This window comes from Pseudoalteromonas sp. RWi3, from assembly GCF_054960735.1.
In genome coordinates, this window is sequence record NZ_JBHNYL010000003.1 from 304633 (window position 1) to 331453 (window position 26821).

26 protein-coding genes are annotated in these 26821 nt (G+C 39.9%); 14 read left to right on the top strand and 12 right to left on the bottom strand.

Translation table 11 applies throughout. From position 1 onward, the window contains the following. Positions 1–97: 97 nt before the first annotated feature. Positions 98–1084, top strand: a complete 987-nt coding sequence (locus tag ACFI4Z_RS07185) for a hypothetical protein (protein WP_462669983.1) — start codon at positions 98–100, stop codon at positions 1082–1084. 233 nt (positions 1085–1317) lie between these two features. Here ACFI4Z_RS07185 and ACFI4Z_RS07190 read toward each other — a convergent pair whose 3' ends face one another. Genes ACFI4Z_RS07190 through ACFI4Z_RS07200 form a run of 3 tightly spaced genes read right to left on the bottom strand, consistent with a single transcriptional unit; the run spans position 1318 to position 3130 of the window. Next, positions 1318–1929 carry a hypothetical protein gene (locus ACFI4Z_RS07190; protein ID WP_462669984.1) on the bottom strand — a complete coding sequence of 204 codons (612 nt, stop codon included), beginning with the start codon at positions 1927–1929 and terminating at the stop codon, positions 1318–1320. Then, positions 1916–2467, bottom strand: coding sequence for an RNA polymerase sigma factor (locus ACFI4Z_RS07195; protein ID WP_462669985.1), 552 nt, complete (start codon positions 2465–2467; stop codon positions 1916–1918). Before ACFI4Z_RS07195 ends, ACFI4Z_RS07190 begins: the two co-directional genes overlap by 14 nt. A gap of 24 nt (positions 2468–2491) precedes the next feature. After that, complete coding sequence (locus tag ACFI4Z_RS07200; protein ID WP_462669986.1) at positions 2492–3130, bottom strand: energy transducer TonB; 639 nt, start codon at positions 3128–3130, stop codon at positions 2492–2494. Between the two features lie 139 nt (positions 3131–3269). On the opposite strand from ACFI4Z_RS07200, the gene ACFI4Z_RS07205 reads away from it, so the two are divergent. Further along, positions 3270–3776, top strand: coding sequence for a DUF3087 domain-containing protein (locus ACFI4Z_RS07205; protein WP_462669987.1), 507 nt, complete (start codon positions 3270–3272; stop codon positions 3774–3776). 76 nt (positions 3777–3852) lie between these two features. Here the strand turns inward: ACFI4Z_RS07205 and dps are convergent, their stop codons facing one another. The 3 genes from dps to ACFI4Z_RS07220 form a co-directional block, all read right to left on the bottom strand. Beyond that, positions 3853–4368, bottom strand: a complete 516-nt coding sequence (dps, locus tag ACFI4Z_RS07210; RefSeq protein WP_462669988.1) for a DNA starvation/stationary phase protection protein Dps — start codon at positions 4366–4368, stop codon at positions 3853–3855. A 298-nt stretch (positions 4369–4666) separates the two neighbouring features. Further along, positions 4667–5848 (bottom strand): diguanylate cyclase, encoded by a 1182-nt coding sequence (locus ACFI4Z_RS07215; RefSeq protein WP_462669989.1) that lies wholly within the window; start codon positions 5846–5848, stop codon positions 4667–4669. Positions 5849–6007: 159 nt separating this feature from the next. Next, entirely contained in the window at positions 6008–6427 is a 420-nt protein-coding gene (locus ACFI4Z_RS07220) for a CBS domain-containing protein (RefSeq protein ID WP_135473173.1), read from the bottom strand. 279 nt (positions 6428–6706) lie between these two features. Between ACFI4Z_RS07220 and ACFI4Z_RS07225 the strand changes: the two genes are divergently transcribed. Beyond that, complete coding sequence (locus ACFI4Z_RS07225; RefSeq protein ID WP_462670017.1) at positions 6707–7723, top strand: catalase family peroxidase; 1017 nt, start codon at positions 6707–6709, stop codon at positions 7721–7723. Beyond that, the gene (locus ACFI4Z_RS07230; RefSeq protein ID WP_462669990.1) at positions 7710–8243 is read left to right on the top strand and encodes a cytochrome b; all 534 of its coding nucleotides are present in this window, start codon (positions 7710–7712) and stop codon (positions 8241–8243) included. Before ACFI4Z_RS07225 ends, ACFI4Z_RS07230 begins: the two co-directional genes overlap by 14 nt. A gap of 65 nt (positions 8244–8308) precedes the next feature. Here ACFI4Z_RS07230 and ACFI4Z_RS07235 read toward each other — a convergent pair whose 3' ends face one another. Together ACFI4Z_RS07235 and ACFI4Z_RS07240 are read right to left on the bottom strand one after the other, a co-directional pair. Continuing rightward, on the bottom strand, positions 8309–9088 hold the full coding sequence (locus ACFI4Z_RS07235; RefSeq protein ID WP_462669991.1) for a DUF2189 domain-containing protein: 780 nt from the start codon (positions 9086–9088) through the stop codon (positions 8309–8311). A gap of 127 nt (positions 9089–9215) precedes the next feature. After that, complete coding sequence (locus ACFI4Z_RS07240; RefSeq protein WP_462669992.1) at positions 9216–11387, bottom strand: exonuclease domain-containing protein; 2172 nt, start codon at positions 11385–11387, stop codon at positions 9216–9218. 394 nt (positions 11388–11781) lie between these two features. On the opposite strand from ACFI4Z_RS07240, the gene ACFI4Z_RS07245 reads away from it, so the two are divergent. Then, the gene (locus ACFI4Z_RS07245; protein WP_462669993.1) at positions 11782–12549 is read left to right on the top strand and encodes a substrate-binding periplasmic protein; all 768 of its coding nucleotides are present in this window, start codon (positions 11782–11784) and stop codon (positions 12547–12549) included. 213 nt (positions 12550–12762) lie between these two features. On the opposite strand, the gene ACFI4Z_RS07250 is transcribed toward ACFI4Z_RS07245, so the two are convergent. Beyond that, positions 12763–13776, bottom strand: coding sequence for a substrate-binding domain-containing protein (locus ACFI4Z_RS07250; RefSeq protein WP_462669994.1), 1014 nt, complete (start codon positions 13774–13776; stop codon positions 12763–12765). A 252-nt stretch (positions 13777–14028) separates the two neighbouring features. Here ACFI4Z_RS07250 and ACFI4Z_RS07255 point away from each other — a divergent pair, with 252 nt between their 5' ends. From ACFI4Z_RS07255 to ACFI4Z_RS07280, 6 genes are all read left to right on the top strand, one after another. Then, positions 14029–14559, top strand: a complete 531-nt coding sequence (locus ACFI4Z_RS07255) for a putative periplasmic lipoprotein (protein ID WP_462669995.1) — start codon at positions 14029–14031, stop codon at positions 14557–14559. 374 nt (positions 14560–14933) lie between these two features. Beyond that, the gene (gene betI, locus ACFI4Z_RS07260) at positions 14934–15524 is read left to right on the top strand and encodes a transcriptional regulator BetI (protein WP_462669996.1); all 591 of its coding nucleotides are present in this window, start codon (positions 14934–14936) and stop codon (positions 15522–15524) included. A gap of 1 nt (position 15525) precedes the next feature. Further along, the gene (gene betB, locus ACFI4Z_RS07265) at positions 15526–16989 is read left to right on the top strand and encodes a betaine-aldehyde dehydrogenase (RefSeq protein ID WP_462669997.1); all 1464 of its coding nucleotides are present in this window, start codon (positions 15526–15528) and stop codon (positions 16987–16989) included. Then, positions 16989–18659 carry a choline dehydrogenase gene (betA, locus tag ACFI4Z_RS07270; RefSeq protein WP_462669998.1) on the top strand — a complete coding sequence of 557 codons (1671 nt, stop codon included), beginning with the start codon at positions 16989–16991 and terminating at the stop codon, positions 18657–18659. Before betB ends, betA begins: the two co-directional genes overlap by 1 nt. 135 nt (positions 18660–18794) lie before the next feature. Continuing rightward, positions 18795–20012 carry a BCCT family transporter gene (locus tag ACFI4Z_RS07275; RefSeq protein ID WP_462669999.1) on the top strand — a complete coding sequence of 406 codons (1218 nt, stop codon included), beginning with the start codon at positions 18795–18797 and terminating at the stop codon, positions 20010–20012. A 9-nt stretch (positions 20013–20021) separates the two neighbouring features. Next, entirely contained in the window at positions 20022–20729 is a 708-nt protein-coding gene (locus ACFI4Z_RS07280) for a TorF family putative porin (RefSeq protein ID WP_462670000.1), read from the top strand. A gap of 92 nt (positions 20730–20821) precedes the next feature. Here ACFI4Z_RS07280 and ACFI4Z_RS07285 read toward each other — a convergent pair whose 3' ends face one another. Genes ACFI4Z_RS07285 through ACFI4Z_RS07295 form a run of 3 tightly spaced genes read right to left on the bottom strand, consistent with a single transcriptional unit; the run spans position 20822 to position 23282 of the window. Then, positions 20822–22072 carry a hypothetical protein gene (locus tag ACFI4Z_RS07285; protein ID WP_462670001.1) on the bottom strand — a complete coding sequence of 417 codons (1251 nt, stop codon included), beginning with the start codon at positions 22070–22072 and terminating at the stop codon, positions 20822–20824. Beyond that, a complete protein-coding gene (locus ACFI4Z_RS07290; RefSeq protein ID WP_462670002.1) occupies positions 22069–22905 on the bottom strand; it encodes an ABC transporter ATP-binding protein in 837 nt (278 codons plus the stop codon). The genes ACFI4Z_RS07285 and ACFI4Z_RS07290 overlap by 4 nt, the downstream gene beginning before the upstream one ends. Further along, entirely contained in the window at positions 22902–23282 is a 381-nt protein-coding gene (locus ACFI4Z_RS07295; protein ID WP_462670003.1) for a GntR family transcriptional regulator, read from the bottom strand. The genes ACFI4Z_RS07290 and ACFI4Z_RS07295 overlap by 4 nt, the downstream gene beginning before the upstream one ends. 94 nt (positions 23283–23376) lie before the next feature. On the opposite strand from ACFI4Z_RS07295, the gene ACFI4Z_RS07300 reads away from it, so the two are divergent. Genes ACFI4Z_RS07300 through ACFI4Z_RS07310 form a run of 3 tightly spaced genes read left to right on the top strand, consistent with a single transcriptional unit; the run spans position 23377 to position 26771 of the window. Then, the gene (locus ACFI4Z_RS07300; RefSeq protein ID WP_462670004.1) at positions 23377–24891 is read left to right on the top strand and encodes an alpha/beta fold hydrolase; all 1515 of its coding nucleotides are present in this window, start codon (positions 23377–23379) and stop codon (positions 24889–24891) included. A 3-nt stretch (positions 24892–24894) separates the two neighbouring features. Further along, a complete protein-coding gene (locus tag ACFI4Z_RS07305; RefSeq protein WP_462670005.1) occupies positions 24895–25629 on the top strand; it encodes an ABC transporter ATP-binding protein in 735 nt (244 codons plus the stop codon). Next, a complete protein-coding gene (locus tag ACFI4Z_RS07310; RefSeq protein WP_462670006.1) occupies positions 25626–26771 on the top strand; it encodes an ABC transporter permease in 1146 nt (381 codons plus the stop codon). The genes ACFI4Z_RS07305 and ACFI4Z_RS07310 overlap by 4 nt, the downstream gene beginning before the upstream one ends. Positions 26772–26821: the final 50 nt, after the last annotated feature.

Genomic DNA, 26821 nt, shown 5'->3' on the forward strand with positions numbered 1-26821 from the left:
TTTGGCGCCTACCTGCTTGGATCTAAATATTGTTAAGTAATCAGCAAAGACGTAAGCTATTCAAAAGATGATCTAATATTTAAATTGGGAAGTTAATTTGTTACCTGCTTTAGAAGTACTTAGAGAATATCTACCCTATATGCCATTAGTTACTTTTGCAGTTTCAATAATTGGGTTGAGTGTTGCATTCGTTGCCTTAACTGTGGCAATTATAAATGTTAGGCGAAAGTCTGGAATGAATGTCAAGGGGCGTGTATGTATTAGAAGTAGTGCGAATGCTGAGGACGATTACGTAAGCGATATAGCTATAGAGAATTGTAAAGACAAAGCAGTCATTATCTTTAAAATATATTTAATGTTAGGTAGAAATTACTATGTCGAATTAAAGAGCTTTAGTGAGCCACACATACTCAAAGCTTATGAATCATATGTAGCTACATTCCCTCCTGTAGAGTTCTATGCTGCGGGTTTACAATCTATTGACCTAAATGATTTATTAAAAGATTCAAAAGCAAAAAAAAGAATCGTTTTATCTACTTCTCAAGGTAGGTATATAGTTAAAGATTGGATTGAACAATGGGATCCAATTATAGATCAGTTGCAAGGGGAGATGGCATTAGGCATACATCCAGTTAGGTATGATAATAATCTTGGTCACTACGGTCTTAATATTAAATACATAGTTAGGATAATAAATGAAAATGGAAGAAGTGTAAGCAAACCAATTCGTTTAATAGATTTAGAACGAGCAAGGTTTAATGAATTTAGATTGACTGAAAAAGCTCTATCATCAAAGGATGACCTAGAGGCATTCATAACTGGTAAAATTGATGAAGGTATAGCTAAATTCACCTTGGTCGAAGTAATAGATGTTGAAGCTATTAGGAGTGAGTCAATCCACAGTGGATATTGTTTGAATAGGGAGAAGCTACATTATTACAATTGGTTTGAACATATAGTTAATTGGAGAGTTGAAAATTTACTAGTTAAATTAACAAAAGTTGATATCACTACTTATAAGAAGGTTGGTAGTACAACTATAGCTGCAATCTTAACTATGCTCGTAGGTAGTTTTTTTATATAGGTATACCCAGACAACCTCACCCTAGGACAGACCTTTCTTTTTGACTTGTGCTTGAAAAAATTATACCTAAAAAATAAAATAGAAAGAGTACCTCGATTTATTAGGTATAATTTTACTGTACGAAAAACAAACGTCACTCAAACAAAGCAAAGGGTCTAATTAGCTGAGCATGCACCGTCAGTACTACCGTAGTTATTATAGATAATCTTTACATAGAAGCATGAAGCAAGTGATCACCCCCTACACACCTTAACCCCATCTCCCGCATGTTTAAGCGCGATAATTTGCCCTTGGCTGTTGTGAGCCATGGCGAGCATGTCGCCCATGGTGATGCCGCTTTCAATAGCGTGTTTGGTGTTTAGGTCATCCAATAATGAGTTTTTTATTTGAATGAGTACTTCGTTGTGGCAGCTGGCGATGTACCAGTCGTCATCTACGCTAACTAATTTACCGTATTCAATGTAGCGCTGCTGGTGCAAGCGTAGGTCGGCGGCGAGTTTATCGTCGAGCTGTTGTTTTTGTGTTGTTAATTCACTTAAATAGCTACCAGCGCTGTCGACTTGGTGAACTTCTATAAAATGATAGTTACTTTGCTGCACGGCATAGGTGTTAAGTGCCGTTTGCTTTTCATTGGTGTTAAACATGGTAAAGCCGAGCACGACCAGCGCGCAGGCAAGGCCGGTCATTTGGAGCGGGAGTAAAAAGCGGGTGGGCTTTTTGTTTGCTGCGCTTTGTGAGAGTTGCGTTAATGCGTCGCGTTGCTCTGCACTGAGCGTATGGCGTTTTTTACGCTCGCTAAAATGCTTATCAAGTTGCTCTTTAAATTGCTCGTTATGCTTGGTCATTGTTAGCTCCTAATATGATTTTTAAGTTTTGTTTTGCATAACGTAGCCGTGTTTTTACGGTTTCATGATTGCTTTGCGTAATATGTTGTATGTCGTCAAGTGAAAAGCCTTCTTGTTGTAGGCTGAGGGCTTCGCGTTGGACAAAGCTTAATTGCATTAAAGCCGCATTAAACTTGTCGTAATCAAAAGATTGCTCTGTGCTTTTTGCTGCAATCACGGTGCTGTCTTCAAGCTCTACGAAGCGCTGTTGCTTACGGTACTCATCAATTAATGCATTGCGGGCTAAACGAAATAGCCAGGCTTTTGGGTTTGCCTGAGGTTGATAGTGATGGCGTTTTTCCATCACTTTTAACCACGTTTGCTGGCTTATATCAAAGGCGAGTTGCTCATTACTTTGCGTTACTAAATAATGATATAAGTCGTTACCGAACAAGGTGACGAGCTTGGTTAAGTGGCGAGTGTCGCCACTTTTTGCGTAGTCAGCTAAGTGATCGTCACTTGGCTGACTAATAAACCATGATTTTAAACTTGTAAGCATAGGCACCATCAATTTGTATTCGCGCTACTGGGTTTGGTCTAATTTAAAATCAAGCTGCACGCTTTGGCCTGTTTGCACCTGTGCTACGCCATCAATCACTTTAGGGCGATATTTCCACCGTTTGATTGCTCTTAACGCTTCTTTGTTGAAGATGCGCTTTGGCTCTGCATCAATCACTTGCGCATCAATCACTTCCCCTGTTGGAGATACATTAAAGCTTAATTGTACCCAACCTTCAATGCCTTCACGTGCTGCAATGGTTGGGTACTTAGGGTTTATACGCACAATAGGCGTGGCATCGCCCGTTGGGCGCGTTAGGTTTGTATTAAAATCATTGCCTATTTTATCAATGCTAATGTCAGGCGTAATTGCGGTAGTAACGACGTTCGTATCTGTGCTTGGCGGTGTACGCGGGGGCACTTTGGGTGGCGTTTGCATTTTTGGTGGCGGTGGCAATGTTTGCTTTTGTTGTACTTTAGTGTCTTCGGGTACTTTGAATATCTCAACAACCACAGTGTCGCCGTTAAAGTTGGTTGCACGTTGCTCACCGGTTATTAAGTACTGCATAAAGGCAAAGGCGACAAAGGTCATGGCTGCACCGCCCACAATCGCGGTGGTTGTTTTTAATGTGCTATTAGTTTGGGGGAAGTCTACTGTTTGCATAAGCAAATCCTCGGTCATTAATGATGTATTTATCACTAAAACGTGCGGTAAATTAAAAAGGGGTGAAATAGTTTTAAAAAGTTTCGTTTTTGTTTGCGGGCTTGGGTATAGTATTTTTTTTTAAATTTATTGGGCAGTTATGAAACTAATTCAAATTGATAAAGCGCGTTATCGTAAGCATTTAAACCGCGTAATTATTGGCTGCGGCTTGGGGTTAGCTGCGGGCAGTTTAGCTATTTCACAAACCTTAATTTTATTGTTTCCGGATGAAAGCGGCAGCCATTTTCATTGGAACTTATTGGGTGTGGTGGTAACCAGTTTAGCCATTGCGTATGCGTTAAATAAATACCGCACCCATGACTACATGACCGAAGTTGTTTATGTATGGGAGCTTAAACAAGCGCTTAATAAAATAACTCGTAAAATGCCAAAGCTTAAAGCCGCAGGTCGTGAAGGTAATGCGGATGCGCTGCTTGCCATTCATTATAGTTATGCGGGGTCACGTTTGTTGTGGCAGCTCGATGACAACACCATCACCATGGATGAATTAGCTATTAAGCAAGCTGAACTCGATAGCGTTGCTGAAAAATTTAACTTAACGCTCAACGCCGATGATTATGATGACGCTATTTTGAAAGCATTTTAATAATGTGATTAGGTAAACCATTAATCAATAAAAAGCTCGGCAATTGCCGAGCTCTTTTATATTTACCCTTAGGTAATTAACTTTGTAGTTCACCAGTTGATGATTCAATGTGGGCTCTTACAAACCACTGGAATTGTTCAAGCTCAGCAAGCTGTCCGATGATCATATCCTCTGATACAGGGTCTAGTTCAGCTAGTTTATCAACTGCTTTACGGTGATCAGCGTTAACCCCGTTATATACTTTATCTAGTGCGACTAGGTGATCTTTCACCAGCCCCTTACCAATTGAATAATCTTCCCAAGAGCGACGGTCAACGATTGATTTAGGAGTACCTACAGGTACGCCACCTAATGTTGCGATTCGCTCAGCAATGGTGTCGGTCATTTCACGAATAGTTTCAACTTGTGGGTCCAGCATTTCGTGAACACCAATAAAGTTGGGGCCAACCACATTCCAATGAATGTGCTTTAAAGTAAGTTGTAAATCAATTAGCGCTACCATGCGATTGTCGAGTTGAGATATTGCTTGCTCTGCAGATTCGCTCGTCATACCTGGTGCTGTAAATTCTGCTACTTTTGAAGTGTTACTCATCACTACTCCTCGTTTTAGATAATTATCAAACCTGATTTACGGCTTGTATTTTGTGTTGTATGAATAGGAGCAAGCACTATGCCTAGTTGTTGTTTATCATTAAGTTGCTGTTATTTTAGTATTTTTATTTTTTTTAGAGAGGGGAAATAAAATCGTGCCCAACATCATATGAAAATTATGCACGAGGAGTGTAAATTATTCAGTGTATAAAATAGGAATTTGGATCTTTATATAATTTGTTTTAGATGTTGGTGAGGTCATGTATTACCACTTAATACAGAACTCTAAAAAGCATTAACTATACTTCTACTTTGTTTCGCCCGCTCTCTTTGGCAACATACAAGCGGTCGTCTGCTTTTTGAATTAATAGCTCTAGGGAGTCATCACTTAGTGAACTTGCAGACACACCAAAGCTGGCACTGATAGTGATGTGTTTATCTTTGACTGATAGCGGGTTTTCATTAATTTTTATGCGAATTTTTTCAGCTAAAGTAACTGCGCCATTAGCATTTGTTTCAGGCAGCAAAATTACAAACTCTTCACCGCCAAACCTTGCTAGAACATCCGAACTTCTAATATTTTCTTTTGTGATACGCGCAACATGCTGAATGGCAACATCGCCCGCAGCATGGCCATAGTTATCGTTAACAACTTTAAACTTATCAATATCAATCATGATGATACTGGATGGTTTTTTATTGCGTTTACTACTATGCAGTAGTTTTTCACCAATCATAAAAAAGGCACGTCTGTTATAAATACCCGAAAGGTGATCATGGGTTGCTTCCCACTGCAATCTGCGTGCAAATGAGCTGATTTTTGAAACCATGGGCCTAAACACAAAAACGGCTTCAATTAAAATAGTAAAAATGGTGATTATAAGCACGACTTGCTGAGCTGAACGCAGGTTATCTACTTCATCTAGGCTTTCTTTTTCGTAAAGGCTAACAACATCATTAAATGCAGTTAATAATGGCTCTTTTGCCATCTGTTTGAATTCTAAATTTTCAGAACTAAAAACGTCTATATTGCGAGGCGGCGACGCGAGAGTATCTGATATTAGGCTGACAAAGCGTGCAAGTTGTTTATCTACATTGTTATCTTTATTGAAGTAGAGGTTGATCATGTCGTTTGAAAGCCCTGAAGACTGATTATTTGATAAGGCTTTAAAATGATCTGTTAGTAATTCGTCATGATTTTGAAGCATCTGACTAATGGCTTTTTCTGCAATGCGTTTAGCATCACTGGAGCCTGTATCTAGATAGTCGAGTGTGAATAACGTTGCGCGCTGAGATAACATGCGCTGTTGACCACTGAGATTAATGATTTTTCCGGTTTGCAGCTGTTGCTCAATTACCGAGTTTAACAACATGTGAGCTACAATAGCGAGTAAGGCAATAATAGACAAAGAGACAACGTAAATTTTTGTCATCATCTTTCGAGGATTATGAATAGTGTCGCACGTTTGCTCGTCGTTCAATGTGGTTATGCCTTAAAACGTACTAAGTAAAATAAGCATGATGATATTATGAGCCATGCTGTTGCTTTCCCTATAGCTTTAATATAGCGCTAGTATTTAAATTTGCACAATAAAGTAAATAATTAGTCGTTTAAGGCAACCATAGCTAAAACTAAACCATTATGATAATAACGCGGCGGCTAAACGCACAAAGTCTGACGATGTCAAAATACCGATTAAATCGTTATCTTCATCTACCACCGGCATACAGCCATGTCGATTTTCGACGAAGAAGTTAGCAACCTCATGTAAAGGTTGTTTAGGTTCAATGCTAGTAAAGTCTGTTGCCATAATATCGTGGATTTTGATTTGTTTTTCTTTTCGTTCAAGGGCTGTGGAGCTGTAGTTCGCCATGATCCCCATGACCTGAGCAATTAAAATCTTTTGCGTTAACATGCCCACTAAACCACCACTTTCATTGATTACAGGAATGTGACGGATGTTTTTTTCTTTCATTAAATTGTGCGCATCGTGCAATGTATTATCTGCGTTAATAGCAAAGGGAGCAGGAGTCATTAAATCAGCTACGTGGTGAATCATAGTTCAATCCTTCTTAAATGAGTTTGTAATAAGTGTAGCTTTAATGTGGCTGATTACACCTTAGTGAGATCAATGTTTAGTTAAAAAACAGGTGACTCTAAGGCTTTACTAAAACAATGATTACCATAATAAACATTTATTTTGAAATGGATTTTATAAAATGGCGGTCTGCAGGGGAGGGTTAAATCGTAAATAAAAGGCTATTTAGAGATGACAAAAACAACACGCAGTAACAAGTCTACTATTAGTGTTTTTCGCGTATGTGCTTTGGCAGTATCAATGGGTGTATTTGCAACAGCTACGTTGTATTTTGCCGGGGCTTTTAATGGCGATAAAGTCACTGCAAAAGCATTTGTTGATTTACAGCAGGGCAGTACAGTACATGCCGGGTTTCGTAGGGCACATGCTAAAGGGATATGTGTTTCGGGCAATTTTGAATCTACGGGGTTGTTGTCAGCGTATTCAACCGCAAATGTATTTGAATCAGGTAATACACCATTTGTCGGGCGTTTTTCTATTGCAGGTAATAACCCAACGGCACCCGATCTAAAAGCACCCGTGCGTAGTTTAGCGTTTGTGGTTAATACCTCCACCGATGATGAATGGCGAGTTGCTATGAATACACCACCGGTTATGGCAGTGGCCACGCCCGATGCGTTTTATAAGCAGCTTCAAGCTCTTGCACCTAACCCTGATACTGGTAAGCGAGATGCAAAAAAAATTAGTGCATTCTTTAAAGCTCATCCAGAGAGTAAGGCGTTCAACGAGTGGAAAGCCAGCTATACGCCAGCCAACAGTTTTGCTACGGAACAATATAACAGCATAAATGCATTTTATTTGCATGATGCACAAGGGAAAAGGCAAGCCGTGCGTTGGCAGGCTGTGCCCAGTATGAGTGACCAAGAGGTCGCTGTGCTTGATAAGCAATCACCTGATGCCTTACAACTCCAACTAATTTCTCAGATAGAAGAACAACCTGTTAGGTTTGATTTGATGTTTACCCTGGCAGATAGCAATGACGATGAAAATAATCCAACTATTCCATGGCCTTCATCGCGCGAAGTAATTAACGCGGGCTCTTTAGTTATTACTGATTGGAGCTTTCAAAATGAAGTGGGATGTGGTGCACAAAACTTTGATCCACTCGTTTTACCTAAAGGGATGAGTGCAACTGCAGATCCTATTTTACGTGCTAGAGGTGCAGCGTATGCGCAATCATTTCGTCGCAGAGCAACAGAGACATTACTCAATCTGCATATAACAGATCAAGAAGGAGCGGGTGATGCAAGCAACTAAGCACTATTCAGCAACGAGCAGATTATTACACTGGACGATGGCAATACTGCTGATTTCGATGCTTTTTCTGGGTTTATCCATGGTGCAAAGTTTAGCCGTGTGGCAAGTTGAAGCAATCGCTTTGCATAAATCGTTTGGTGTTGTCGCGCTTATATTGGTGATTGTTAGGCTTATCAATACATGGCGTAATGTATCGCCTGTTCTTCCCAGTGAAGTTAGCCCATTACAGCGTATTGCGGCCTCTGTAACGCATGTAGGGCTGTATATTGCGATGTTGTTAATGCCTTTATCGGGTTTGCTTATGCAAAATGCAGATGGTCGGGTTGTTAATGTATTTGGGTTGTTTAGTTTGCCAAATTTGATTGCGGTTGATATTCGTTATTTTGCGTTTTTTCGTGAATTGCATGCGTTGGTAGCGTGGGTATTTTTAATACTGATATTCATGCATATAAGCGCCGCGCTTTATCATGGGTTAATAAAGCGCGACGGCGTTTTTTTATCTATGTTTAAAGGTAAGTAAAGGCATACACCAATAGGATATAAGCGTAAGCCCACACTCACTTTGTGCAGGCTTACGCTTTGAATTTATTCGTAGCCTCTGGATTTCTTAGTTTTGATAATGGCGATATAGCCATGCCAACTGGCATAACTAAGCAGTGGCATGAGCACAATAAACCCTGTGCCGCCAGTTACAAAACCTAAAGCAACAAACACAAATATACAGACCGACCATACAATCATTGCTGCAAAGTTATTTTTAACCGCGTTCATTGATGACATAACAGCGGTCATGATATCAACGCGTCGTTCCATCATAATTTGTGGCGTAAAGGCTGATATGGCAAATACAGTAACCAGTAGGATGCCACCTATAATACTACCGAGTGTTAAAAATGCAGACATTTCTTCAAAAGTGGGGTTGGCATGGCTTGGATATAACGCATGCACTAAAGCGGCTAGGCGCATCCAGATAATCATTATAACCATTAAAAGTATGGCAAACCCCCATTCACCAACCGGATTTCTAAACATCGATTTTAACGAATGCATTAACGTTGGTTTATGTCCTTTTTCAAGCTCCCACGCCACATCATATAAACCTACCGCAAACGCTGGGCCAATTAATGCAAATGCAACAGTGGCAGGTAAAATAACAAGGTGAGTACCTGCATACAGGGCGCTATAAATAATTGCTAGTGGAATAATTGTAAAAATTAATCCGTATATAAGACTAAGTAAGGGAGCGCGAGTCATGTCTTTTACTGCTAGTGCAAGCCAGTGAAAGGCTGCAAATGTATCGACTTTGTTGCACTCTAAACAACGTGCAAACTGGGCGTTCTTATCAATTGTGTTCGTTGACGGCATAAATGAGTCTCCTATTGGGCTACTCTTTAGGTTTAGAACACAAGGGTATTATTTACAAATTATTAAGGATATTTTTGTGTATAGCCTGCTTGTTAATTAAAAAGTTGGTGGCTTTTGAACAATGAATCTAGCGCGACTTTGTAGCATCATTTTGCTGCTCTTTTATAAGTAAAAGTAACTCTGCGGTTGCGGTTGCATCAGCAAGTGCACGGTGATGATTAGTGAGCGCTAACTCAAAGTGCTTAGATAAGTTACCTAAAGAATATGATTTAAGACCGGCAAATGCTTTACGTGACTCTACTACCGTACACAGCTTTGGCATTTTAAAGTAGTGACCTGCCATTTCGCACTCTTTGCGGATAAAGCCATAATCAAAATTGACATTATGAGCAACAAAAATGCTACCTTTTAACTTATGTATCAGGATGTCAGCTATTCCACAAAAGCGTGGTGCAGTGGCAACCATGGTATCTGTGATACCGGTGAGAGACACTATAAATTTTGGAATCCGCATTTGTGGATTTATCAGTGTTGACCAAGTCTCGATAACCCTGCCATGTTGTACTTTAACTATGCCGATTTCAGTAATTCGATTGCCGCCTTTTAGGCTGCCAGTTGTTTCAATATCGACTACGCTGTAAATGCGATTGGGATCATTCACCCAATTAACCGCTGCAATGTGTACATCGAATCCTGAGCTTTTAAGGTTATCGATGGTGGTTAGCTGGTTACGCCTGAGTTTATCACCGGGTGCTTTTACTTCTTCAAAATAAATAGTGCCGTCTTTTAAAATCATTAAATCTGGGTAGCCATCTTTAAGTTCTAAAAAACGTTGGGCCATGTTTTTTAAGTGGCTTTTAAGTGCTGTAATAGAGCTATTTAAAATCAATACTTCTAATGGTTTTAACAGCTCACTGTGCCAACGAAATAAGCCATTTGGTTGATCAAAATAGCGTGCTGCGTTTTTGCATACATGCTTTAATAAATCTTCAGGTGTTTGCCACTGTTCAAATAAAACATCAATCTGTTGCTGTTGTGTGTGATAAAAACTGTTAGTGCGTAATACGTGTGGGAACAAATCAAATTCGTTACACGGTGGGTGAGGAGTCTCAACGTAAAGTTCATGCCAAAACACCAGACCAAATAAACTTTGCCAAAGCGTGTTCTCGGTATTAAATGCTCGCAGACCTTGGTTTTCATAATACTGTGCTACTCCTTGTTCTACATCGCCGCGATAAATTTCATCTACTTCAATAACACACTGTGTATCCGCAAGCATTGCACTTAAACGAGAACGAGTTTGTTTATTAAATTTGCGCATTAAGAAATCATCGGCAAAATAGAGTAGATCATCTGTCAGTGGATCTTCAATAATGGCTTCAAGCTCGGCTTTAACCCAGTCTTTATTGCCTTGGCGATATTGCTCGCGTATTTGTATTTCAATCGCTTCAGGGCTGTTTTCACAGGCATTTAAAATACTAAAGCTCAGCGGTGGATCTACTTTTTTAAGTTGCTGATAAAGCCTCAGTAAAAGCTTGTTTTTAAGGTTTATTGCCAGTGTGCCTTGTGCGTGTTGCGCAATAACTTCGTGAGCTAAACCTTGGTATTGCTGGTCAGTTGTTATATTTTTAAATGCCAAGCGAGCTCGGTTTAACGCATAGTTCGACTTTGCCTCAGCTAAAGTATCAAAGCGTGCCAAGCTTTGAGTGTGGCTTTGGCGCGTAGCTCTAACGCCTAAATCACGCAGTACAAAACTGTTTTGATGATTTATATCTCCTTCGCTTAAACGGCCAATGTATAAAAACTCAAAATACTCATACACATCACTGCGATTATTTAAAATAAATTGACTGTAAATAGGTGTTAAATATTCTCGATTTTCTTTAAATATATTTATGGCTTGAGTAACAAGTGCTGTTTTTGAAGCGCTTTTTTTTATCGCAAGATCAGTATCAAAAGAAGCTAATAGTTCAATTAATGCAGGTTTGGTCAAGTGATGTAAAAGAGCGTCGTAGTCGTTATCTGTTGGGTGTGCAATTAGCCCCGTTTGGATTAACTGTTTAATTGCCAGTGGTGCGTTATCTATTTCGGCGTAATTAAGGCTACTGATCGCAACAAAGCGAGGCTTGCGAGAATAAATACGCGCGAGCATGCATTGAGCCTGCTCGCCAAGTGTATTTACCTTATTGATAAAATCAGTATGTGTTTGCTCTAATAATTGCCCACATTGCTCATTTATGAAGTCAATGAGTTCTTTAAAATGAGCTAAATAGTATTTTGCGGGTAGTTCTTTTTTCATTAGTCGGTCACACAATGTAACTGTATATAAAAACAGTATCCTGTATTTTTTTTGAGTAATCAACCTCAATGAATTGTTTATACAGCATTAGCCATAATTTATTTTGTCTTAATGTGCGTTTAGTATTCCTGTGATATTGGCTTTTATTTAGAAGGCTATTAATTGGTGTGATGACAATACAAGTCACTTTCTTACAGTTCGTTTTGTGACACTTTTTAGGTTAGATAAGAATGAGCCGCTTTTATGCTTATCATTATTTAATTATCCACCCTAAATACGTTTAAATCACCTTCAATCCCAGTAAATATCTATTCTTAGGCCATCTGAGTTTATAATTGGCAGGGCTGAATTAATAAACTAAACTTGTATAATGGCTTTTTTAAGAGCACATTTTGTGAAGTATTTTATTATTATTGTGTTGTTCTGCTTGATGTTTAGTAGTGTAAGTTATTCCTCTCAGAGCAATTGCCATCTTATAGTTCGCTTTGAAAATTACGCTGTACAGTCGTATCAAGATGAAGATTTAACATGGCATGGTCAGGATGTTGATTTTGCGAAAGCATTACTTGATGAAGCAGGTTGTACGTATCAGTTTGTCAGTGTTCCTTGGGGACGTTCATTAAAAATGCTCGAAACTGGCGAGGTTGATCTAATGCTTAGTGTGTCGAAAACGACACAGCGAATGCGCTTTGCTTATTTTATTGGGCCTCAAAGGCAAGAAAATATTGTATTTGCAATGGATACCGAGCGTATCTACTCTCTAGACTCTATAAGCAGCCTTTTTCAGCTTGATGCACCGATAGCCATTCAACGTGGTGCATACTATGGTAGTACATTTGAACAGCGTTTCATGGAAGAGCGAGATACCGATGAGCGATTTATTTACGTGCCAGACAACCAATTAAAGCTCGATTTGTTACGTAACGGGCGTATTTCTGGATTCTTTGAAGAAAAATATAACATCATTTATCAAGTGCAAAACAACCCTGACTTTATGAAGGTTGCCATTAGTCCACTAGTCATTAATTCTGAAGATGTTTATTTTGCGTTTAGCAAAGCGTCGGTGTCAAAATCGCAGCTAAAAATATTTGAAAAAGCCTTTTCATCAATCAAAAAATCAGGAAAGTTGACCGCTATTTTAAAAAAATACGACTTAGAATAAACATATACTTATTTTTCTGAGTCTTAAGGGGTGGCTATACGCTTTTATTTGGATTTTCCCCCCACACAAGAGCATCAAACGATCCTACTAAGTTTCCCGCGTTTTCTTCTTGAGTCAGCCTTAAATGTGCCTCTGGTGAGTGTAATAGCCATAGTCCCTTTTACTGTCTATGATTTTTTTAAAAGCGGTCTCATCCTCACTGTGTATCAGTGCTTAATAGTTTATAGTGCAAGTATCTGCATTGTTTTTATTACAATAGTGGAAATCTAGGTAGTAAAAAGGCTGTTCAGGTTTCTTATTATTGGCAATGTAGTTATACATTAATTCTGCACTTAGGCTGCCCATTTCAAATGGGTTTTGCCCTATATTTGAAGATGACAGCCCCTTGCTCAATGCTTTTAACTGAATTGTCTCTGTATCCGCAGACACGATAATAACCTCTTTTGATGCTATTGCATCTTTGAATGGGGTTAGTGACTTAATGTAGTGTGGGTTAAACTGGGCAAATCCTGCAACGGCTAAAAAAGCAGGCGGCTGTTTTAGTTTCAATAAATTGGTAACTTGTTCAAGAGAAGTGTCTCTTTTCCCTAAGCTATAAAGGGGGCAGCGGCTATATTCAACCCAGCCATTTTCACCCGACAAACGTCGTTCACTCTGCCCCGAAAGGGCAAACCTTACGCCAGCGATTCTTTCGTTTAAGTTGGGCGCAGTAAGATGACCTGATTGAATGCATATATTTTTATTGTTTTTATCAATTACTGTTTTTAGTTGGTTTCCCAGAGCAACACCAAAATCGAAGTTATTTGTGCCAACATAAGCCAGTCGGTAACGGTTATCTTTGGGCAGTAAATCAGAGTCAAATGTAATAACAGGAATGTTTTTTTCATACAGGTTTTTAAGTGCGCGATCCACTAAGTAATCAGAGTCGGTTGTTGCAACTAATAAACCATCAATACCACTTTTGACCATATCATTAATAATCAAAGCTTGTGTGCGAATGTCTTGATAGTCATCAGGTCCATCATATTGGCAAGTGACTTCGGGGTGAGACTTAGCAAAAGCCAAACAACCTTTATAAGATTGAATGTAAAAACTGTCGTTTTTAGTTTTTCCTACAATACCAATGACAAATTTTGCTTGTAAGAACAGCGGTGCGCAAGCGATTAAACATATGAGCCTAATAGATACGAGGGTTTTATAGCGGCCTTTAGTTTTAGTTAACAACAAAGTGAAATACTCCTTAATTATCGCTTTTTTAAACATAAAAGCATGTCTACGCTGCTTTAGATTAGCACGGAGTTACTCTTTTGTTAACAGTTTGGTTACATTGGTTGTGCGTGATTAGCGCCTTACTCAGTTTGATCTGTAGCATGCTTCACGCCATGCAAAAAGTTTGCTGCCAAGAGCTTGAGAGTGGATCCAAGAGTGATTGGTAAACGTATGGTTTCTATTGAGACATTTATTAGGTGAACCAAACTTATGTTAAAAAAATTCGTTGCTATTTTATTTGTGATGTTATTAGCTGGATGTTCAAGCCAGTACCCTAATCAAAACCCCATGGGAAAGCAGTTCCCAAGTGTTAGTGGTGAAAGCTTATCTAAACAAAAGATTGTGATACCAGATGACTTTAATAATGAGCATTCTTTGTTGTTAATTGGCTACAAACAAGATAGCCAGTTTGATATTGACCGCTGGCTTATCGGTTTAGATATGACGGGAGTGACCATTCCTGCATATGAGTTACCGACAATTCAAGGTATGGCACCACGCATGTTTAGTACCTTCATTGATAACGGTATGCGCAAAGGTATACCCAAAGAATTATGGGCAGGGGTTATCACAATCTACAAAGACGGCGACAAAGTACAAGCCTTTACAGGTAATGAAAATCCAAACAACTGCCGGGTTGTACTGATTAATAAAGCAGGAAAAATTTTGTACTTTTATGACCGAGGCTTTTCAGTGGCAGCACTTAATAATCTAAAAGCGGTGTTGGCTAAAAATAAATAAACCCATTGGTTGAAATCATCGCCTTACCTAAACCGCTTTTAATTCCAACGCTGCTCGCATCTTCAGGTGGCTTGGGTATATAAGTTACCCGAGCCAAATCTTTGCCGCACAACACCTCTTCTAAATATGTTTAAATGTTTTTTTATTCTAGTAATTTACCCGAAAATGCACGCATTTATAAACATTTCATAGAAAAACGACACTTTTAATAATTTTTTTAATCTATTTTTCATATCCGTTTTAGCTGCATTATTACAGGTACTTAGCGGCACTTTAGCCTGCTTGGTTTAGGTTCTTCACAGTTTGTCAACCTTGAATTATCAGTTCTATTACTCTAACATTTATTTTTATTGAACGATCAATTAATAAAAATTATGCCTAAAGTTGGAATGGAACCCGTCCGTCGTCAGCAGCTAATTGACGCCACTATTGAGTCGGTTGCTGAGCTTGGTTTGCAAGGTACCACCATTAACAGTATTAGCAAAAAAGCTGGCTTATCATCAGGCATTATTAGCCACTATTTTGGTGGTAAACAAGGTTTGATAGAAGCAACAGTACGCTATTTACTGTCTAACCTAAAACGCGAATTAATTGATCGAGTTACCGCCACTACAACGCCTGAGCAAAGGTTGATGTTTATAGTTGAGGCAAACTTTGCGCGCTTACAATTGCAAAGCGATACCACTAAAACGTGGTTAAGTTTTTGGGCGCAATCAATGCATGATGCGCAATTACATCGCTTGCAAAATGTTAATAGCCGCCGTCTTTTTAGCAATTTAATGAGCTCATTTAAGTTATTAATGAGCAAAGCCGACGCCAAGCTTGCCGCACAACTATGTGCAGCGATGATCGACGGGCTCTGGCTTAGAGCGGTTTTGAGTAAGTCAGATGAAGATCAATTTGAACATTGCGAGCGCTTAGCCAAAGGCTATGTAAATTCACTTATCAAACAGTACGGAGCTTAATGTGACAACGCCTGTTTATCAAAATTTTATCAACGGTCATTTTTTAAAAAATCAAAGTGGTGAGAAATTCGCAGTTAAGAATCCTGCCACCGATGAAGTTATTTATCATGTAGAAGTCGCCGATGCGTTTGTTCAAAATGCAGCTATTGAAAGTGCTAAACAAGGGTTTGCAACGTGGTCAGCAATGGCACCTATCGAACGTAGCCGTATTTTATTAAAAGCGGTTGAGTTACTGCGCGCACGAAACGATGAATTAGCAAAAATTGAAGTGTTAGATACAGGTAAACCTTGGCAAGAAGCTGAGTGTGTTGATGTACAAACTGGCGCAGATGTTATTGAATATTTTGCAGGCCTAGCCCCTGCGCAAGTTGGCCAACAACAAATGGTTGGTGAAGACTTTTACTACACGCGCAAAGAACCATTAGGAATTTGCGCAGGTATTGGCGCGTGGAATTACCCGTTACAAATAGCCTGTTGGAAGTCAGGCCCAGCGCTTGCGGCAGGTAACGCACTTATTTTTAAACCTTCAGAAGAAACACCCCTTGGCGCAATTAAACTAGCACAAATATTTATTGAAGCGGGCGTACCTGCTGGTGTGTTTAACGTTGTGCAAGGCGCGGCTAAAGTTGGTCAGTGGTTAACACAAAGCGATGATATCGAGAAAGTATCATTCACAGGTGAAGTAGGTACAGGTAAAAAAGTTGTAGCCAGTGCCGCAGGCTCGCTTAAAGATGTGACCATGGAGCTGGGTGGAAAATCACCACTATTAGTATTTGATGATGCTGATATTTCCCAAGCGGTAAGCGCAGCTATGTTAGGTAATTTTTATACCCAAGGTGAAATTTGCACTAACTGCACCCGTATTTATGTGCATAAAAATGTATACCAGCAATTTATTGATGAGCTTAAAACGCGCACTGAGCAAAACATTATTGCTGGCGACCCGATGAATCCTGAGGTTAACTTAGGCGCGCTTATTTCAAAAAATCATCATGACTTAGTAATGGGCTACATTGATAAGGGCATTAGTGAAGGCGCAACGCTGCTTACTGGTGGTAAAGCACTAAAACCTGACTCTGCACCAAATGGTTACTTTGTCGCGCCTACGGTATTTACTGATTGCACCGACGAAATGACGATTGTTAAAGAAGAGATTTTTGGCCCAGTGATGAGCGTATTGGTGTTTGATGATGAAGATGACGCAATTCGCCGTGCTAATGACACCCATTTAGGCTTAGCTGCCGGTGTATTTACCAAAGATATTAAACGCGCACACCGTGTTATTCATCAGTTACAAGCCGGTATTTGTTGGATCAACAGTTATGGTAACTCACCGGCCGAAATGCCTGTAGGCGGTTATAAGCAATCGGGTATTGGTCGTGAAAACGGTATCGAAACACTTGATCACTATACTCAAACTAAATCAATTTATGTTGGTATGACTGATATAGAGAGCCCATTTTAATGACTGCACAAACATATGATTACATCATAGTCGGTGCGGGCTCTGCAGGGTGTGTACTGGCGAATCGACTATCAGAAGACAGTAATAATCGCGTATTGCTATTAGAAACTGGCGGCAGTGATAAAAGCATTTTTATTAAGATGCCAACAGCGCTGTCTATTCCAATGAACACTGATAAATACGCATGGCAGTTTCATACTCAAGCTGAACCATTTTTAGATAACCGTAAAATGCATTGTCCACGAGGCAAAGTATTAGGCGGGTCGTCGTCAATTAATGGCATGGTTTATGTGCGTGGTCATGCAAAAGATTTTGACGAATGGCAACACCATGGCGCACAAGGCTGGGATTACCAATCATGCTTGCCGTATTTTCAAAAAGCCGAAACCTTTTATTTAGGCAAAGATGAATACCGTGGCGGTAACGGCCCGCTGGGCGTTAATAACGGTAATAAAATGGCCAACCCTTTGTATAAAGCCTTTATCAATGCAGGTCAGCAGGCCGGTTATGCCGCTACCGATGATTACAACGCCGGGCAACAGGAAGGTTTTGGGCCAATGCACATGACTGTTAAAGATGGTGTGCGTAGCTCGGCAAGTCGTGAATATTTAGACCCTGTTAAGTCACGCAGTAACTTAACGGTTGTGACCGGTGCTTTAGCTGAAAAGGTATTGCTTGAAGGCAAAAAAGCCACGGGCGTTGAGTACAGTATCAAAGGTCAAACAAAGCAAGTATTTGCCGCTAAAGAAGTGGTATTGAGTGCCGGACCTATTGGTTCACCGCATTTACTGCAGCTTTCAGGTATTGGTGATAGCGAAACACTTACAGCTGCTGGCATTGAAGTTAAACACCATTTACCGGGTGTCGGTCAAAACCTGCAAGATCACTTGGAATTTTATTTTCAATACAAGTGTAAGCAACCCATTACCTTAAACGGCAAACTTGGCCTTATTTCCAAAGGGCTTATTGGCGCACGTTGGTTATTAAATCGCAGCGGCCTTGGTGCTACAAACCACTTTGAATCGTGTGCGTTTATTCGTTCAAAACCGGGTGTTGAATGGCCTGATCTGCAATATCACTTTTTACCTGCGGCAATTCGTTATGACGGTAAAAGTGCCTTTGCTGGCCATGGCTTCCAAGTGCATGTTGGTCACAACAAACCAAAAAGCCGTGGGTCGGTCGCTATTCAATCGGCAGATCCTGAAGTTGCGCCAAAAATTCAGTTTAACTACTTACAGCATCAAGACGATATTGAAGGGTTTAGAGCGTGCGTACGTTTAACCCGTGAAATTATTGAGCAAAGCGCGTTTGATGACTATCGCGATGATGAAATTCAGCCGGGTAAAGATATTCAAACCGACGAGCAAATAGATGCGTTTGTACGCCAAGCGGTTGAGAGTGCTTACCATCCGTCATGTTCATGCAAGATGGGGGAAGATGAGCTGGCAGTGGTGAACTCTAATACACAAGTACATGGTATCAAAGGCTTGAGAGTAGTGGATTCGTCAATCTTCCCAACGATACCAAACGGTAATTTAAATGCGCCAACCATTATGGTGGCAGAAAAAGCGGCTGACTTAATTTTAGGTAAGCCACCACTTAGTAAATCGCATGCAGCGGTTGTCATCGATACACAATGGCAAACAAAGCAGCGTAGCTCGGAGATCTAATAAAGTCACCTGAGACACATGTTATGTCTCGGGGCTTGCAGTGGCGCGCACCATAAGTTGTTTGTGGTGCGTTAATGCGAGATAAAACACACGGAGAAAAAATGACATATTATCATTTATTTTGGGGGGCAAATTATGACCTTATGGCTTAGTGCTGGCATTATTTTTACCCTACTGGCAATTATCGCAATATTAGTAAAATGGGGAAATGTAAAGTGTGTAGGCGTCACACCGGTTAGAACATTCACCTTTATCGCAATCTTATTTACATCAGGCTTAGACGTTGGCTTGATCATGTTTCCACTGACTGAGTTTGCAGGTTATGCAGACATAAAAGCAAGCCCAGAGTATACGTTTGCCAATCCACTGGCCATTGAGTTTGGTTATTGGGGCTTTCTGATCTGGGGATTTTACTTCCTTACGTGCTTTTATTTCTGTGTAATAGAACCCAAAGTGAAATTTTTTGAAATTCCATGGGTTAAATTAATCAATAATGTAGTAATTATTGGTACTTGTGCTTTTACTGCTTTTTTACTTTTATCTAATTTACCTTGGTACTTGCCGAGTCTCGGTGATGGTGAGTCAATTATCCCTTCGTTTTATTTAATCGTATTTGCCGCTATATGCTTCGCTGTTTATTCAAGCACTGATATTAAATATGTACGTTTTTTAAGTATCTCAACAACATGGTTGTTTATCGCGTTAATTGGCTTTATGTGGTTTGGTGCGTTTATGGGTGACAACGGGCAGGTTTCTGATTTTACAAATAACTTAGCGCTTATTGGTAACTATTTTGGCAATATTAATGAGTTTATTTTACCGCTTAATGACTATCATGAGTTTTACTTATTTTGGTGGTTTGCGTGGAGCATTATGATTGGTCAGTTTACATCGCGTTTTGTCGGTGGATTAAAGACCTATCAAGTACTTGGTGCAATGCTTATTTTCCCTTCAATCCCAATTGCGATCTGGTTTAGTGTGCTTTATCACTACCATGAAGCAGGCATACCAACGCAAGGCATTAAAAATATTGCGATGGTGTTTGTCGGGGTGGTATTTGTGATCAACTCGCTAGATTCACTCATTCGATTGTATACCGATAACTTAAATATGACCGTTAAGCGATTGGGTAAGTTTAATTATATTGCACTAAATATTGTTGCTCTATCATTGTTAACCCTGCTATTTAAACTAAACTTTTTACAAATACAGTGGGTCGGGGCGCTAGTAATAGGCTTGTTTTTTGGTTGCGCTGCATTTATTGCATACAGCAAGTTTAAGACGGTGAGCAATATCGATAGCTCGCCAAAAGATAACAAAATTGACTATACAAAAATTGAATCAGTAAGCTAAGGAATAAACATGACAACACAAAAAACACTACTTGCAGTTGCACTACCATTCGCCCTTTTTTCAGCATCAGCTTTGGCTGATTGGTCAACAACTATTACTGGTGTATCAGATTATACGTTTAATGGTGTGAGCCAAACGCAAAACGATCCTGCAATTCAAGGAAGCCTTGATTATTCATTTGGTGAGTCGGGCATGTATGCTGGAACGTGGGCATCAAACGTGGACTTTGGTGACGATACCAACATTGAGTGGGATGCTTATTTTGGTCGTTATGCACAACTAAATGATGCACTAAGCGTTGATTATGGTTTAGCGTACTACAGCTACCATGGGCAAAGCAATTCAAGCGATGGTAACTACTTTGAAGCATACACTAAGTTTGGTTATGCCAGCGACTTAGGTCAAACAGAACTTAACTTTTGGTACAGCTGGGACTACTTTGGTACTGGTGCTGGGCATGTGATCTCTATGGTTGCACACACAGTGGAACTTGCGCCTAACCATGCACTACGTGCTAGTTTTGATATTTCCAACTCGCTTGATGGCGATAAGTTTGCGTGGGATACCGATGGTAAATCTTACAATCACTATCGCTTAGCCTATCAGACTAGCTTTGAAGGATTTGATATTGAGGTGGCTGCGGAAAACACTAGCCTAGATATCAATACTGCTGATGAGCGCATTGTGCTTTCAATAGGTCGCACTTTCTCACTATAAACGTTTTAAATTATTTTGTTTAAGCACCAAAACGGCCATATTATATGGCCGTTTTTTTATCTTTCCCCACTCATTTAAACGCGAGTTATTGGCTATATAAATCTAACAGTAAAGCGGTTTAAGCCAGCCATGAAGACCGTATAGGTGCTTATTAAAGCAAGCATAACTATGCTATCAGCATGATCAAACATGTAGTTTGCCAGTCCCATATTTAAGCCAAACGATAAGCACAGAAATACACTTAATAAATTAATGTTTTTACATACATTGCCAATTGCAAAGCTAAACAGCACACCAGCAGTACAGGCTAAGGCATAGCCCAGCGTGTTAAATAATAGTAACTCCTGATAAGGTATAACGAGAGCCAACACGGTTATAAAAAATAGGGTAGAGACCATTAAAGCTAACTTCAATACACTGTAGCTAAAGGCTATTTTTGTGCCGTAGCTGGAGTTATAAAGTGGCAGAGTAAATAATAGCTCCCACGAATTTTGCTTTTGAATTTTACTCCATAAACTTAATGTTACTATGGTGAATAAAAGCAAGGTTAATATGAATATGGCATGCTCGATAATATTAATAAATAAGTTTGCAGTGACAGCGGCTGCGCAAAAAAGTGCGATGAGTATCAAATACTGCGATAAGCTTGCGCCAACAAAGTAGCTGAGAGGGAATAATTGTTTGTTTATTTCGTTACCGTAATTGGATAAAAAGCCACTGGGTATAGGTGACCAACCAGATTGAAGACCTTGGCGGTAGTTAGCCAAAGAACTTGAGTGCCAACGGTATGAATTAGGAAACGTTTTATTCGCCAAAACAATACCGATAAACATAACAGCACTATTGGGTGCTAACCACAGTGGTAGCTGGTCAGTCAACACACAAATAAGTATGCTTACTAGAAAGCCTATATAACAACCCGCTGTAAACAGGTGGCTGTTAGAGCGGTTTATAAACCAAATTATTATACCAAGCAGATTCGCAATACATAGTGTTGATAGTAGCTCTAGGCTACCAGCAAGAACAATACTCACTAGGGCAACTAAGTTAACAAATATAAGAAATAGTTTCCCTTGAAGCATAATGTGTTCGCGATAGCCTGTTACTAAAAACTGCCACTCAGTGGCTTGCAATCGAATACTTTGCCATGCAACAGCACTATACATACAGACAAGTGAAAACATGATCATTAATTCGAGCAATTCTTCAATACCTGTTGCAACTAAACACAAAGCAGTGGTTATCAAGGCTGAAATAAAGTAACTGGCACAGCCAGCCTCTTTTAGCCATAGATTGATTAATCCTTGATGCCAAGGTCGTTTAACTACTTGCACTTGCATCATCCATGCAGCTCCACAAATAACTGCTCTAATGACAGTGTATTAGTTGCAATAGCGCCAGGAATTTTATCGCCTGTGTATCCATAGATGATGGCACTGTTTTTTTGTAAATTAAGTATGTTATAAGCGCTTAAATCAATATCTGAATCAGCAAAGGTGACCTTTCTGACAGTATCTCGTATTACATCAAGCTCATCGAGTAACAAAAGTTTACCCTCTTTTATTAATGCAATATGACTAGCAACGCGCTCGATATCAGATGTGATGTGAGATGAAAATAAAATACCAGTGTCAGAATCGAGTGCTAAGTCAAATAAATCGCCCATAAACTCACGACGTGCGATGGGGTCTAAGCTCGCGACAGGTTCATCTAGTATTAGTAATTTTGGGCGATAGGCCATAGCCATGATAAGCGCCAATGTTTGACGTTGGCCTATAGATAAGTTGTTTATGGCAGCGCTGGGGTCAAGATCAAACCGTGTAAGCCATTTATTTTCAAGTTCACAATCCCAATCAGGATAAAAACTGCGGTGTAAGGCGAGGGCGTCTGCGATTTTAAAGCCTTCATAGCCGAAGGTTTGCTGCGCAACATAGCCAATCTTTGCTTTACTCTGGGCGCTAAGTTGATCACTTTTTTCGCCAAAAACGTAAACGCTGCCTTGCTCAGGCGTTAAAAGTCCTAGCGCTGAACGTAATAAAGTTGTTTTACCAGCTCCATTTTTACCCAATAAACCGACCACCATACCTGATTCTATTTCAAGGTTTACATCATTTAATATTTGGCGTTGCTGGTAGCTTTTACAGACATTCTTATAGCTAAGAAGTGGTTGTGTCATTGTTCTAATTCCCACCGTTTTTTTATTAGTTCGGATAATGTTGATTGCGGTACATCGAGCTGCTTGGTTTGTTGGATCAGCTGATCAATAGCTTTGAAAAGTAAGGCTTCTTGTTGATCTGATTGTTGGGCTATATTTTGCGCAACGCGAGTGGCTTGGCCACGGCGACGTTCAAGCCAACCTTGATCAACTAATTGGCCGATTGCTCTTGATACTGTCATGGGATTGACAGCGAAATGATCTGCTATTTTTCTCACTGAAGGTAACTCGTCCCCAGTCGATAATTGGCCACCCACAATTAACCGCACAACTTGCTCGTGCAATTGTTTGTAAATTGGATCGCCACTATTGGGGTTGACATTAATAAATTCTAGCATTACTCTTTCTCTACTGTATTAATACATTAATACACTGATACACTAAGTAATAAGTTATCACATTAGGTGTAAAATGCAAATAAGGGAAAGAGTGATGAAAAGTACATTCAAATATCGTAATGGTCTGATAAAACTGGCAATTTTACCTTTTTTAATCGTCAATTCAGCAATGATACAGGGACAAGAAAACAACAATAATCCTGTAAAATTAACGCCGTGTTACATGGAGGGCCTATCGGATAGATTAATGTGCGGCAGTATTGCTCAGCCTTTATCAGATAATCCAGCAGATGGTGAAGTTGATATTCACTTTGCTGTTATACCAGCAATAAAACCAAGTAACACTGATGAGGCTGTGTTGGGTTTTGCCGGTGGACCTGGTCAAGGAGCGGTTGATTTAGCGCGAATCTTTAATCGTAATTTACGCTTTGCCCGTGAAACACGTGACATTGTACTTGTGGATCAGCGTGGTACTGGCTATTCAAAGCAGCTGCAATGTGACAGCGATGATTTAAAAACACAGTTTGCATTTAATGATGCTATAACCGATTTACAAACCATGAGTAAGCAAGACACCGAGGAATGTAAAGCGAAGCTCAATGTTGATTTAAGCCACTTTACTACCTCTGCTGCAGCAAAAGACTTTGAAGCTGTACGTGTTGCTCTAGGCTATAAAGGCTTTCATTTATATGGCGTGTCATACGGTACACGTATAGCGCAAGAATACACCCGTCAATTTCCTGCTTCTGTTATTACAAGCACCTTAGATGGTGTGGTCCCCATGCAGCAAAGCTTTGCAGCTATCGGCGAGGCAATAGACGCCTCATTACTTGCTTTGTTCGAACGCTGCAAGAATGATGTTGCTTGCAATGAGCAGTTTCCGTCTTTAGAAACGGGTTTTAATGAGCTCCTAGCTAAACTTGAGCGACAACCCATTGAAGCGCAAGTCAGGCACCCTCGCACTTATGAACTAATCCCTTTTACTATTACCAAGATGAAGTTTTACAGTGCGATTCGTTTAGCGCTTTATAGCCACACAACCCGTTCGATTTTGCCACTAGTGATTACTAAAGCGGCTCAAGATGATTTTTCCCCATTGGCAGGTTTAATGGCAAACGCAGATTTAACCCAATCGCTCGCAATGGGCATGCATAACGCTATTGTATGTTCAGAAGATTGGCCCCAACTGACACCTCAACTTCGCAGTAAATACAGTAATACATACATGGGTAAAACCATGATTGAAGGGCTTGATATTGTCTGTCCAATTTTAGATGTTAAGCCTGCAGATAAAGCGTTTTATAAGCCATTACACAGTGATAAACCAACCTTATTGTTATCTGGATCGCGTGACCCTGCAACGCCACCAAGCTGGGCAGAACTAGCAATGGTTGATATGGCCGATGCAACACACTTAGTAGCCCCAACTGCTACACATGGCATTGGTTCGCAAACATGTGCGCCAAAAATTATTGCCCAGTTTATAAAGCAAGAATCGATGCAAGATATTGATACCGATTGCATCAAAGAAGCAAATGATAAACAGTTTTTTATGAACATTAATGGGGTTGCAAACACGCATTCAACACCTGCAGCGAACAAGGAGTAAGTTATGATAAACGTATCGAATTTGACCAAAAAGATTGGCGATGTTAATGCATTAAACGGATTAAGCTTTAGTGCAGAGAATGGCAAAATTACTGGCTTGTTAGGCCCTAATGGTGCAGGTAAAACCACCTGTTTACGCACTGTTTTTGGCTTATTAAAAGCAGACAGCGGATTTGCTGAAATTGATGGTATTGATGTTGCAAAACAGCCTATGCAAGCAAAACAAAACTTGGGGTTATTTCCTGATCCATGTGGTTTGTATGAGCGACTTACACCGCGGGAATATATTAGCTTTTTTGCACAACTTAGCGGCCTTAGTACTGCGCAAGCAAAGGAAGCCACTACACAAGTAATTAATAAGTTGAGCATGAATGATATTGCGGATCGCCGTTGCCAAGGTTTTTCGCAAGGCCAACGAATGAAAACGGCATTAGCACAAGCCGTTGTTCATAACCCAACGAACGTTATTTTGGATGAGCCAACACGTGGCCTCGATGTAATGAGTACACGTATTTTAAGAGAGCTGTTATTGCTACTTAAAGCACAAGGGCATTGTGTTTTGTTTTCATCACATGTGATGCAAGAAGTAGCGGCTTTGTGTGACCACGTTGTCATTATGGCAAAAGGGCAGGTAATTGCTCAGGGTTCTATTGAACAGCTGTGTGAACAAGCAGGTAAAAATACACTAGAAGAAGCATTTATTGCGCTAATCGGTAGCGATGAGGGGATTGCAGCATGATCAATTTATTAAAAGTACTCTTTAAAAAAGAGGTCATGGATGCAAGTCGTGATAAACGCTCTGTTATGGCGGGGCTTTATTATGCGATTGGTGCGCCAATTGGTATGTGCTTGCTAATGAGTATTTTATTACAGCAATTAGCTTCTCCTGAAGCGCTTAAAATTACCATCGAAAACGCCGATAATGCACCGGGTTTAGTCGCTCATTTAGCCAGTAGTGATATTAAAGTAGCCGACGATAAAAACGATCCTCTACTTAAACCTATAACGCTGGCGATCAGTGATGATTATAAGCAAAACTTGAGTGAGGGTCGCCCAGCGACAGTGACGCTTATTGCTGATAAGTCAGATGATAAACTGGGTAAACATATTAATCGCGTTGAAAAAGCGATGGCCGTATATAGCTCAGAAATTGCCAGTTTACGCTTGGTATCTCGCGGTATAGACCCAAACCTAATGCGTGCACTCGCGATTGAAGTTAATGATCAAGCAACCCCTGATTCTAAAGGTGGGATGATCTTAGGGCTTGTAACATTTTCTATTATTCTAACGTTATTTTATGCGGCAATGAGCCTAGCTATCGATACCAGTGCGGGCGAACGAGAGCGTAATTCTTTAAGTTTATTGTTAAGCCACCCGTTAAGTAGTTTGCATATAGTACTTGCCAAAGTGGGCGCAATAGCGGCGTTTTCAATGTTAGGCTTGATTGTTATTTTGGTTGTGTCTAAGGTTGTTTACCCCATGGTTGCATGGGAACAATTAGGATTTAGCATAACGATTACATCAGAGTTTATGCTGTTTTGTATTGCGATATGTTTCCCAATTGCGTTGATGTCGTCAAGCTTGCAGGTGTTTGTCTCTTTTATGGCAAAATCTTTTAAAGAAGCACAGTCTTACGTCACCATGGTGTTATTTATTCCAATGGCATTAAGTATGGTCACAACTTATGATATTGCGACAGATGTAGTGCAATGGCTGCCTATAGCCGCGCAACAGTTTGCTCTGATGGAGTTTATCAAAGGTAATCCAATCCCTGTTCCACAGCTAATATTGTCAACAGGAATAACGGTTGTACTATTTGCTTTGTTTAGCTTTTTAAGTGCACGAATGCTTAAAAGTGAAAAAGTGGTATTTGGCTTATAAAAGCACTGATTAAAAAAGCGGCCCGTTGGCCGCTTTTTGTGGTTTAGTGG

Bases quoted from the DNA above. Each gene is read 5' to 3' on its own strand.
- ACFI4Z_RS07190 (WP_462669984.1), bottom strand. From the start codon at position 1,929: ATGACCAAGCATAACGAGCAATTTAAAGAGCAACTTGATAAGCATTTT.
- ACFI4Z_RS07195 (WP_462669985.1), bottom strand. From the start codon at position 2,467: ATGCTTACAAGTTTAAAATCATGGTTTATTAGTCAGCCAAGTGACGAT.
- ACFI4Z_RS07200 (WP_462669986.1), bottom strand. From the start codon at position 3,130: ATGCAAACAGTAGACTTCCCCCAAACTAATAGCACATTAAAAACAACC.
- ACFI4Z_RS07205 (WP_462669987.1), top strand. From the start codon at position 3,270: ATGAAACTAATTCAAATTGATAAAGCGCGTTATCGTAAGCATTTAAAC.
- dps (WP_462669988.1), bottom strand. From the start codon at position 4,368: ATGAGTAACACTTCAAAAGTAGCAGAATTTACAGCACCAGGTATGACG.
- ACFI4Z_RS07220 (WP_135473173.1), bottom strand. From the start codon at position 6,427: ATGATTCACCACGTAGCTGATTTAATGACTCCTGCTCCCTTTGCTATT.
- ACFI4Z_RS07225 (WP_462670017.1), top strand. From the start codon at position 6,707: ATGGGTGTATTTGCAACAGCTACGTTGTATTTTGCCGGGGCTTTTAAT.
- ACFI4Z_RS07230 (WP_462669990.1), top strand. From the start codon at position 7,710: ATGCAAGCAACTAAGCACTATTCAGCAACGAGCAGATTATTACACTGG.
- ACFI4Z_RS07235 (WP_462669991.1), bottom strand. From the start codon at position 9,088: ATGCCGTCAACGAACACAATTGATAAGAACGCCCAGTTTGCACGTTGT.
- ACFI4Z_RS07240 (WP_462669992.1), bottom strand. From the start codon at position 11,387: ATGAAAAAAGAACTACCCGCAAAATACTATTTAGCTCATTTTAAAGAA.
- ACFI4Z_RS07255 (WP_462669995.1), top strand. From the start codon at position 14,029: ATGTTAAAAAAATTCGTTGCTATTTTATTTGTGATGTTATTAGCTGGA.
- betI (WP_462669996.1), top strand. From the start codon at position 14,934: ATGCCTAAAGTTGGAATGGAACCCGTCCGTCGTCAGCAGCTAATTGAC.
- betA (WP_462669998.1), top strand. From the start codon at position 16,989: ATGACTGCACAAACATATGATTACATCATAGTCGGTGCGGGCTCTGCA.
- ACFI4Z_RS07275 (WP_462669999.1), top strand. From the start codon at position 18,795: ATGACCTTATGGCTTAGTGCTGGCATTATTTTTACCCTACTGGCAATT.
- ACFI4Z_RS07280 (WP_462670000.1), top strand. From the start codon at position 20,022: ATGACAACACAAAAAACACTACTTGCAGTTGCACTACCATTCGCCCTT.
- ACFI4Z_RS07285 (WP_462670001.1), bottom strand. From the start codon at position 22,072: ATGATGCAAGTGCAAGTAGTTAAACGACCTTGGCATCAAGGATTAATC.
- ACFI4Z_RS07290 (WP_462670002.1), bottom strand. From the start codon at position 22,905: ATGACACAACCACTTCTTAGCTATAAGAATGTCTGTAAAAGCTACCAG.
- ACFI4Z_RS07295 (WP_462670003.1), bottom strand. From the start codon at position 23,282: ATGCTAGAATTTATTAATGTCAACCCCAATAGTGGCGATCCAATTTAC.
- ACFI4Z_RS07300 (WP_462670004.1), top strand. From the start codon at position 23,377: ATGAAAAGTACATTCAAATATCGTAATGGTCTGATAAAACTGGCAATT.
- ACFI4Z_RS07305 (WP_462670005.1), top strand. From the start codon at position 24,895: ATGATAAACGTATCGAATTTGACCAAAAAGATTGGCGATGTTAATGCA.
- ACFI4Z_RS07310 (WP_462670006.1), top strand. From the start codon at position 25,626: ATGATCAATTTATTAAAAGTACTCTTTAAAAAAGAGGTCATGGATGCA.